Source organism: Microcystis sp. M31BS1 (genome assembly GCF_020245285.1).
GTDB classification, from domain to species: Bacteria; Cyanobacteriota; Cyanobacteriia; order Cyanobacteriales; family Microcystaceae; genus Microcystis; species Microcystis panniformis.
Genome location: NZ_JADBVE010000274.1, coordinates 1 through 9,910, shown reverse-complemented (window position 1 = coordinate 9,910; position 9,910 = coordinate 1). Strand labels below are relative to the sequence as shown.

The window sequence follows — 9,910 nt, the reverse complement described above, 5'->3', positions numbered from 1 at the left end:
TATGGTGGCTCTACCACAAGACATGGGTTCCGTAAAGGAGATTTAGTTTCTTCTCCCAAAGGAATTGGTTATGTTAGTGGAGATACCGAAAAACAGCTATCTGTAAGCGATACCAGTTGGAAACGATTGGGACAGATAGCTATTAGCAAGATTCAGTTAATTCGTCGTTCTAACGGTTTAATTGTTTCTCACTAACTTGTATAAAGCCGCCCTCCGCTATCGCTAAAGGGCGGGGTTTCAGACCCAGTTTTTCGATGACCAGGCCGGCTGAAATTAGCCGCTTTTTATTCAAGAGAAAAGAGCCGATATGGAAATGTGGTTGTTATTAGGGATTCTTGGCGGTTTCACTTATTTTATCGTCAAGCGTAGCGTGGCCAAAATCACGACAACACCAGTTTGGTTAATTTGGTTAGTCCTGATGACTCCGGCTCTAATTTGGACTGGCTGGACGTTAATCTATGGAGAGGATACTCCCATACCGGCATTTTTGCTGTTCGGTCCTTTTGTGATCTGCCCTTTTTTGTACTGGTGGTTAGTACAAAGGGGGCGGGTTACTCCCCAAGAAGGCCCCCCATCACCACCAAAAACAGCGAATTTAGTCCTAGAAAATATTGATAATCCTGCACCTAAAAATGATTTAAAACCGATCACTGCCGAAGAGGAAAAATCCCTAAGAGATTGTTTTCCTTGGGGTGTTTATTATCTGCAAAATATCGATTATCGTCCCCAGGCAATTCTCTGTCGGGGCAAATTGCGAGCGGTTCCCGAAGAAGCTTATCAAGTGATTAAAAACAATGTGGAGAAGGTTTTTGGGGATCGCTTTTTATTGCTTTTCCAAGAAAGTTTTCAGGGACAACCTTTTTTCGCTCTTGTGGCTAATCCCTGGCAGCAAAAAACAGAAACTATAGAAACTGAAAAAATTACTCGCCCCTTTCTTGCCCTGGGTTTATTGTTATTAACTCTCTTAACCACCACATATATCGGTGCGGGATTAAGTGGCATTACCGCCCAACAATTAGAAAATAATTCTAGTTTATTATTGCAAGGTTTACCCTACAGTTTAGGCTTAATTGCTATTTTAGGACTGCACGAATTCAGTCATTATTTTACGGCCGTTAAATATAAAATTAAAACTACTTTGCCCTATTTTATCCCCATTCCTTTCTTCCTAGGCACTTTCGGGGCTTTTATTCAAATGCGATCGCCTGTACCCACCCGCAAAGCTTTATTTGATGTGGCGGTGGCCGGTCCTTTGGGGGGTATAATTATCGCTATTCCTCTACTGTTTTGGGGATTGTCCCTCTCGGAAATAGTTCCCCTAACTAATCAAAGCAGTTTATTAACTTTTCAGTCCTTAAATCCGCAGTTTTCTTTTCTCTTATCTATCCTAGCTAAACTAGCCCTCGGCAGTAATTTAATCGCGGGAAAAGCGATCCATTTACATCCTTTAGCGGTGGCGGGTTATGTGGGAATTATCGTTACAGCCCTAAATTTAATGCCCGTGGGTCAATTGGATGGTGGTCATATTGTTCACGCCATGTATGGGCAGAAAACCGCCATAATTATCGGTAAATTAACTCGATTATTCATGTTTATTTTAGCCCTAGTACAGCCAGATTTTTTACTCTGGGCGATTATTCTCTTATTAATGCCAGTCAGCGATCAACCTGCTTTAAATGACGTGACGGAATTGGATAATAAACGAGATTTATTAGGTTTATTTTCCCTGGCTTTGTTATTAAGTATTTTGCTACCCCTTCCCGAAGCGGTGGCCCGTTGGTGGGGAATGTAAGCGACTGCATCAATCAACCTGAGTTCCGGGAAAATTATCGGTCAGTTAGGGGATACAATCCCTATCTCCTACGTCAATGTGAGTTCGATGACCCTCACCCTCGATCACTTTAATCCACAAAGCTGAAGGCTGACAACTGATCACCGATCACTGATATATGGTTCTCAAGGCTAATTCTCGCAGAAAAAAGCGAGTTTCTCTGAAAGCGAAGTTAGGCAAATCTAGGTTAAAATTGCTGGCTATTCCGCTAATTTTGGCGAGTTTAGGCTGGTTATACCACGATTTACGTCAGCAGTGGCTAAAACCGGAAGCGATTTTTGTTTTGGGAGGTCATGCCGCTCGAGAACGTTTTGCGGCAAAATTAGCTAAGGAATATCCCGATCTACCGATTTGGGTATCTTCCGGTAGTCCGCGACGATATGTGAAAAAGATTTTTAAAAAAGCGGGAATTCCCCTAGAACGTCTCCATCTCGATTACAATGCGCGAGATACTGTCACTAACTTTACTAGCCTAGCCGATCAACTGAAAGCCCAAGGTATTGATAGTGTCTATCTAGTCACTTCCGATAATCACATGAGAAGGGCGCGATTAGTGGGAGAAATTGTTTTTGGTAGTCGCGGAATTGTGATTAAACCGGTGACTGTTCCCTCCCAATCACCCCCCGAACCCCTAGAAAAGTCCCTCAGAGACGGTTTTAGGGCAATATTATGGGTAATAAGCGGTTCCACCGGGGAATTTTGGCTAGAATCCGCTTCTAGTTCCCATCTCCGATCAAAATAAAATTATCTTGACAAAATACTCACTTTATGTTAAGCAAAAACACCATTTTCGCCATCCTATTGATTTTTGTGCCTATATCGATCGCCGGTTCCCTGCTACACTGGAGCGGAACAGTTGTTTTTATCACGGCTTGTCTAGCCATTATCCCCCTAGCGGCCTACATGGGGGAAGCCACGGAAGCGATTGCGGTGGTGGTCGGGCCAAATATTGGTGGTTTGATGAATGCCACCTTTGGCAATGCCACAGAATTAATTCTTGCCTATGTCGCTTTGCGCGAAGGGTTCATCGATGTGGTAAAAGCGACGATTACTGGCTCAATTATCGGTAATTTACTCTTAGTTATGGGATTATCGATGTTTTTAGGCGGTTTACGCTTCAAAGAACAGGAATTTCAACCGATAACCGCTCGTTTAAATGCTTCGGCGATGAATTTAGCGGTGGTGGCGATTCTTTTACCCACTGCCGTGCAATTTACCTCCACGGGAGTCGGGGAAGTAGTCCTACAGCGTCTATCCGTGGCCGTGGCAGCGGTGTTAATTTTCGTCTATGGTTTAAGTCTCTTATTTTCCATGAAAACCCACACCTATCTCTACGATGTCGGGATTGCAGGTATCGAGGAGGAAAGCACTGGAGAAAACCCCGAAAAGCCAAAAATCTGGTTTTGGTCTTTGATTTTATTGATCGTTACCATCGCCGTGGCCGTAGAATCGGAGTTATTAGTGGCATCCCTAGAGGAGGCTACGGAACAGCTAGGTTTAACGGCGCTGTTTACCGGGGTGATTCTTTTGCCTATTATCGGTAATGCGGCCGAACACGCTACGGCTGTCACCGTCGCTCTTAAGAATAAAATGGATCTATCGGTATCTGTGGCCGTCGGTTCCAGTATGCAGATCGCCCTGTTTGTGGCTCCGGTTTTGGTTATCATGGGTTATATTATCGGTCAGCCCATGGATCTAAATTTTAATCCCTTTGAGTTGGTGGCAGTGGCTGTGGCGGTGTGGTTGGCTAATTCGATTAGTAGTGATGGGCGATCGAATTGGTTGGAAGGAATGTTACTCTTAGCTACATATACTATCCTGGCCTTGGCTTTCTTTTTTCATCCTCTCACCGCTTAGAGTTATCCCTTGCAGATATATAGACAATGACGGATGCTTTGGCTCAAGGGAGTGGTAAAACTGGCAATTTTGAGGATTTTACCGCCGGCTTTCTCTAGATTCTTCTCTAAACTTAAACTATCCTCCGACGACCACTGACCACGATAGAGAATAGCGATTCCGGTCTTTTTCAGGAAAGGCAAAGCATAGTTAACACAGATATCCACATTACCTACCGCTCGCAAACAGACGATATCGTAAGCACAGTTATGTTTAAGGTTTTTCCCGACGATTTCCGCCCGACCTAAACGAGTTTTCGTGTTATTTAACTCTAATTTGTCAATAACTTCTTCAAGAAAATTAATCTTTTTTTGGGTGGAATCTAAGAGAGTCGCCGACCAATGGGGATAGGCGATCGCAATTGGCACCCCCGGAAATCCGGCCCCCGTCCCCAAATCAATGACTGATAGGGATTTTGTCAATAGATCCGGCTGGGATTTTTGTAACCAAGCTAAACCCGATAAAGAGTCCCAAAGATGTTTTTCCCAAAACTCCTCCGGTTGGGTAATTCGGGTGAGATTAAAACGTTGATTACCCTCTAAAATCAACTCATAAAGTTGTTGAAATCGCGCTTGTATGGCCCCATCGGGTTGCCATTCTAGGGTTTCTTGCCAAAGGTCAAATAATTCAGGAAGGATCATTAATTCAGTTATCAGTTATCAGTTATCAGTCATCAGTTATCAGGTATGAGGGAAGTGGGGAAGTGGGGAAGTGGGGAATTTCAACTAAAAACCCCAATACCCTAAAACCCTAAAACCCTAAAACCTCAAAACCCTAAAATCTCAACTATCTGTTTTTTCACTTTTTACTTCCCTCAAATGTCCTTGTTCAATTTTCCAGTGACGGTCAGCAATAGGCAATAATTCCCCAGCATCGTGACTAACTACTAATAAAGTCCAGTGTTGTTTGAGACTAGCGAGAAGTTTAGCCAATTGACGACGCATAGACCAATCTAAACCGGCCGTAGGTTCATCGAGAAGTAACAGATTAGGCTGCCGGATTAACTGGACAGCGAGAGATAAACGACGCTGTTGACCTCCACTAAGATTGTGGGGAGAAGTATCCAGAGGAATATTTTCTAATCCTACCTCCTTTAAGGCCGCCGTTAGGCGATCGCTTTTAATCTCTGGATGACCGAGACGCAACTCCTCAAGGATGGTTTTACCGCAAAAATGACGTTCAGGAAACTGAAAAACGATTCCTCCTAATTGTTGCAGGTGCAGTACCGTTAATTCTTGGTCGCGCCAGTGAATCGTCCCTGCTGTTTTATCGGCAAAGCCTGCTAGAATTTCCAAAAGAGTCGTTTTTCCAGAACCACTGGGGCCAACAATCAGACCTAATTCTTGGGGTGCTAATTCGAGATTAATCCCCTGTAAAATGGGATTGAGGGCAGCGGGGGGATGATAAACCACATCTTTGAGATAAAGCATTGACAGGAAAATAACTGGAAATTAAGTCTAGAAACCCGTTTCTATTGTGACAGATTTTTTCATTCGCTCAAGGAGACTTTTGACCATGGTGCTGAGGTTAGGTTTAACGAAAAAAATGGCGATCGGTGCTTCGCTGGCTGTTATGGTAGTGGTTAACTGGATTGGTCCCGGGTTGGCCGGAGATCCTTTCCGCAAAACCAATCCCCGACCGATTGGTGATAAGACCGAGGCCGCTTTTAACGCTATTTTTAAACAAGGTAATTATCTAGAGGCAAAAAAATTAATTGTTGAGGCCACAGAAAAGGAACCCCAAGAACCTTTGTCCCATGCTATGCGTGCCTCTCTTGCTTTTACCGACCAGGATTGGAACACCCTCAAAACCTACTCCGAGAAAACTAAGGAAGCGGCCAAACAAATGCAGGACAGCGACCCTTTAAGGGGAAATTTGTATCTCGCGGTGGGGAGTTTTTTGGAGGGAACCTACGTTTTTCAAACCGAAGGAGCAGTATCGGCTATCCCCAGATTACAACAGGTGTTTCAGTATTTGGAAACCGCAGAAAAGGTTAGTCCTACGGATCCGGAATTGAACCTGTTAAAGGGTTATATGGATTTGATTTTAGCGGTTAATCTGCCCTTTTCTAGTCCCCAAGAGGCAATTCAACGGCTAGAAACATACGGGAGTCCTGATTACTTGGTTGATCGAGGTATAGCTCTAGCTTACCGGGATTTAAAGCAGTATGATCAGGCTTTGCGGTTTATCGATAACGCTCTGAAAGCGACCCCCGATAATCCAGAATTAATGTATCTGAAGGGTCAAATCCTGAGAATTCAAGGCAATACGGATAAAAATACCGGCTCTTTGAAACTGGCACTAGATTACTTTAATAATGCCCTGAAAAAACAGGAACAACTCCCCGAATCAGTTAAAAAACAGTTAAATCGCGAACACCGTAAGGTACAGGAGGAGATTAAATCCCTAGAAAACACCGCTAATCGTTAAAAAACGCCTAAAAATAGTCAATATTTAGGTTTTTTTATCAGTTATCATTTTTTGAAGGCAAAAGGCAAGAGGCAAAAGGCAGCCGTCAAGGGTGCATCTCAGATTTGCAGGAATACCGACAATCAGCAATTATCAGTGACTCTTAGATGATGACAAATGTATCAGCAGCTGCGTGTAAGCATCCCACCGAAAAACTAATGCGCTCCGGGGTTTGGGGGGTATAACCCCCCAAAAGCTGGGATTGAGTGGTAAAATCAGAAACAACGCCCGATTTTAGCAGGGGAGTTTCCCCGTAAAAATCCCAATTGGTAGATTTACAAAAATGAGATGCACCCGCCGTCAAATTTTGCCAAAACAGAAAATCTCCTCTTATGGTATATAAAGTAAAGGATTATTAAGCTTCACTGGAAGTTTATTAATTAAAGTTAAAAATATATTGACAAAAAAGATGGCTTGTGGTAGTAGGCAGAATTTAGCCAAACCTCCTAGCTGATTTCTTGTCAAGGGTTCACCTAAGTGTAATTGGAGATTTCATGACGGCAACGACGGATAAATTGCATGGGGAGTTGATCACCTCGATCGAGCCAGACTTTAAACTGAAAGATATTATTAAAAGCATTCCCAAAGAATATTTCCAGAAAGACCCAGTTAAAGCTTGGTTTGGTGTGATTACGAATATTTTGGCGGTCATTGCGGGTTATGCAATGCTAGTTTATTCTCCCTGGTATTTACTGCCTTTAGCTTGGATTTTCACGGGTACAGCTTTAACGGGATTTTTTGTGATCGCCCATGATTGCGGTCATCGGTCTTTTTCTAATCGACCCTGGGTTAATGATCTTGTCGGTCATATTTTCCTCTTACCGCTTATCTATCCCTTCCACTGCTGGCGTTTCCTCCATGATCGCCATCATGCTAAAACTAACATGGTAACGATAGATAATGCTTGGGATCCGTGGGAATTAGAAGCTTTTAACTCGGCCAACCCCTTAGTGCGTCTCTTTTATCGCGGCATTCGCGGCCGTTTCTGGTGGCTCGGTTCGATCGCCCACTGGGCGATTCTACACTTCAACATCGAACAATTCAAGGAGAACGAACGGGAAAAAGCGCGCTTTTCGATGATTGTCGTCCTGGTTTTTGCCGCTATTTTTTTCCCAACCCTCATTTTCTACACTGGTGTCTGGGGATTGGTTAAATTTTGGGTGGTACCTTGGTTTGTCTATCATTTTTGGATGAGTACCTTTACCCTTGTCCATCACACAGACCCCGATATTCAATTTTACTATCCCGAAGAGTGGAATCAAGCTTTAGCGCAACTAGAAGGGACAGTTCACTGTAGTTATCCCCGTTGGGTAGAAATTCTCTGTCACGATATTAATGTCCATATCCCCCATCATATCTCGACGGCGATTCCTTCCTATAACCTCCGCAAAGTTCACGCTAGTCTCCAAGAAAATTGGGGGAGTCACCTGAAAGAAACCAAGTTTTCTTGGGCATTAATGCAGCGAATCGTTGATTATTGCCATATTTTCGACTCCGAAACCGCCTACAAAACCTTTAAGGAAAGCCGCGGTTAAATCAGTTATCAGTGATCAGTTATCAGTTATCAGTGATCAGTTATCAGTTATCAGTGGGTAAGTTATCAGATTTGGCTCTTCTGGTTTCTGTGTGGAAACGGGGTCTATACTGATAGAATATCCGCAAAATAGTCCTAAAAGTCTTTCCCAGTAAATATTTCACGATTCTATAAGCAAAAATTATCATACAAAGTCGAGAAGAGCCGTGACAGTATTAAATCGAAGTTTCCTAATGTCTTTTCACTGATTGCTGATTATTGTTTACTGGCCACCGTTTACTGATTACTGTTTACTGATCACTGAAAAAAGATTACCAGAAACTGCGTTTACCATTGGGCATAACTGTTAACCAATTGGTTTTTGCCAGGGCGATTTGTTCTCGAGTTACTTGGGCATCAGAGAGATTAGCCCCGCAAAGATTAGCATCTTTGAGATTAGCGTAGCGAAGATGGGCGCCAGTGAGATTAGCCCCGCGTAAATCGGCCCTTTCCAGATCTGCATAACCGAGATAGGCATTATTTAAATTGGTATTTTTGAGAATAGCTTGACTGAGATTAACCCGGCCCAGATCCGCATTGGACAGATCCGCCCCTCGTAAATTAGCTCCTGTTAATTTGGATTGACAGAAATTGATGCCAAAAAGTTTGGCTTTGGCCAGATTGAGATTTGGTAATTCCTCTTGGGCGAAATTGCGCCGGCCGTTATTGTAAGCATCGAGAATCGCTTTTTCATCTAAGCGGGGTTTTTTCTTCAGTAAGGTTAGCTCTGTGCTGCTGCGGGCTTGACTTTTGATCAATACATTTGTATTAGACAGTGAAAAAGCCATCTGTCCCCCCAGCATATTATCTGGAGAGGCCTCTGGATTTTGATTTTTGGGACGAAATTTAGACTTGAGAAGGCCAGAAACGGAGGAAGTGGCTATCGAACCTGAATCTTGTCGGGGGGGCTGGGAAGTAACCATTGGAGCGGCGATTAAACTTTGGGCTAGACTATCGGCATAAGCCGTCATGTCTAAAGCATCCATTACCTCTTGGGCGGATTTGTAGCGATGACGGACAGAGACTTCCAGCATTTTTTTCAGGACTTTAGCAAACTGGGGACTCACCTTGACTAATTTTTCCCAGAGTAATTCACCTGTATTAATATCAACTTCAATCGCTTTAGGAGATTTGCCCGTGAGTAGATAGAGACAGGTAGCTCCCACCGCATAGATATCACTAGCGTAAACGGGACGCATGGCCATCTGTTCGGGGGGGGCAAAACCCTGGGTACCCACGGCAAAATTAGTGAAAGCGGTTTGAGAATCGGCATTGGCCATGACGCTATTAACTTGATTTTTGACAGCCCCGAAGTCAATCAGAACCAATTTTCGGTCTGTTTGCCGACGAACTAGGTTAGCGGGTTTGATATCCCGATGAATTACCTTTTGCTCGTGGACATATTTCAAAATCGGCAAGAGTTCACTTAAAAACTGTTTGACTCCCGCTTCGCTAAACGGTCCGCGTTTTTTGACCTCTTGGTGCAGGTTATGACCTTTAACGTATTCTTGAACTAGATAAAACTGTTGATTATCTTCAAAATAGTCCAATAATCGGGGAATCTGCGGATGAACTCCCAGTTTTGCCAAGGTGGCCGCTTCTCGATCAAAAAGTTCCCTCGCCATGCGAAAAACATTAGCATCTTGAGGGGGAGGTTGCAGTTGTTTGACCACACAGAGGGGCTTATCTGGTAGGGACAGATCCGATGAAACAAAAGTTGCCCCAAACCCACCTTTCCCCAAAATGCGTAGGGTTTGATAGCGGTCGTGCAGAAGAAGTTTTGAACCGCAACTCTCGCAGATTAACGCTGTCGGGGCGTTTTTCGGTTGAGTACAGTTGGGATTAAGGCAGTAGGTCATCTAGAGCCACCAATTGACCGATCTTTTTTACTAACACACCTTAACAATGCACTTTAAGAGATTCTCCTCAAGGGGGGGTATCTCCCAAAGTCTAAAGCCAGAGGCCTCAGACAATCAAAGCGCCTGTAACGCCTTTTTTGTTTGACGCTCCCCGCTCTAAAAAGACGGGGATTCTTCGTTCATTGAGTCTCCGTTAGCAAGCAGGATTTCTCCAACCAACCAAGAGGGAATCTCTCCCGAAGCGTTTAAAGTTTGCGTGCGCCCCACGCTACTTAATCCCTT

The 9,910-nt window shown here is 43.8% G+C and carries 8 protein-coding genes and 2 pseudogenes; 6 read left to right on the top strand and 4 right to left on the bottom strand.

Annotated elements, in window-relative coordinates; all coding sequences use genetic code 11:
- From IM509_RS16025 to cax, 4 genes and pseudogenes are all read left to right on the top strand, one after another.
- Window positions 1–195, top strand: a pseudogene (locus IM509_RS16025) (RRXRR domain-containing protein); the annotation flags it as partial.
- Window positions 196–307: 112 nt separating this feature from the next.
- Window positions 308–1,792 carry a site-2 protease family protein gene (locus tag IM509_RS16020; RefSeq protein ID WP_185237667.1) on the top strand — a complete coding sequence of 495 codons (1,485 nt, stop codon included), beginning with the start codon at window positions 308–310 and terminating at the stop codon, window positions 1,790–1,792.
- A gap of 157 nt (window positions 1,793–1,949) precedes the next feature.
- Window positions 1,950–2,573, top strand: a complete 624-nt coding sequence (locus IM509_RS16015) for a YdcF family protein (RefSeq protein WP_185237666.1) — start codon at window positions 1,950–1,952, stop codon at window positions 2,571–2,573.
- Between the two features lie 26 nt (window positions 2,574–2,599).
- On the top strand, window positions 2,600–3,688 hold the full coding sequence (gene cax, locus IM509_RS16010; RefSeq protein WP_185237665.1) for a calcium/proton exchanger: 1,089 nt from the start codon (window positions 2,600–2,602) through the stop codon (window positions 3,686–3,688).
- A 2-nt stretch (window positions 3,689–3,690) separates the two neighbouring features.
- Here the strand turns inward: cax and rsmG are convergent, their stop codons facing one another.
- Together rsmG and IM509_RS16000 are read right to left on the bottom strand one after the other, a co-directional pair.
- Window positions 3,691–4,368: a 16S rRNA (guanine(527)-N(7))-methyltransferase RsmG gene (gene rsmG, locus IM509_RS16005; protein ID WP_185237664.1), complete on the bottom strand. Its 678-nt coding sequence runs from the start codon at window positions 4,366–4,368 to the stop codon at window positions 3,691–3,693.
- 141 nt (window positions 4,369–4,509) lie between these two features.
- Entirely contained in the window at window positions 4,510–5,157 is a 648-nt protein-coding gene (locus IM509_RS16000; protein WP_002786686.1) for an ABC transporter ATP-binding protein, read from the bottom strand.
- Window positions 5,158–5,242: 85 nt separating this feature from the next.
- On the opposite strand from IM509_RS16000, the gene IM509_RS15995 reads away from it, so the two are divergent.
- Together IM509_RS15995 and IM509_RS15990 are read left to right on the top strand one after the other, a co-directional pair.
- Entirely contained in the window at window positions 5,243–6,157 is a 915-nt protein-coding gene (locus IM509_RS15995; protein ID WP_052275934.1) for a Sll0314/Alr1548 family TPR repeat-containing protein, read from the top strand.
- A 533-nt stretch (window positions 6,158–6,690) separates the two neighbouring features.
- On the top strand, window positions 6,691–7,731 hold the full coding sequence (locus tag IM509_RS15990; RefSeq protein ID WP_185237663.1) for a fatty acid desaturase: 1,041 nt from the start codon (window positions 6,691–6,693) through the stop codon (window positions 7,729–7,731).
- Window positions 7,732–8,041: 310 nt separating this feature from the next.
- Here the strand turns inward: IM509_RS15990 and IM509_RS15985 are convergent, their stop codons facing one another.
- On the bottom strand, window positions 8,042–9,628 hold the full coding sequence (locus IM509_RS15985; RefSeq protein WP_185237662.1) for a serine/threonine-protein kinase: 1,587 nt from the start codon (window positions 9,626–9,628) through the stop codon (window positions 8,042–8,044).
- Between the two features lie 156 nt (window positions 9,629–9,784).
- A pseudogene (locus tag IM509_RS24155) lies at window positions 9,785–9,910 on the bottom strand (RNA-guided endonuclease TnpB family protein); the annotation flags it as partial.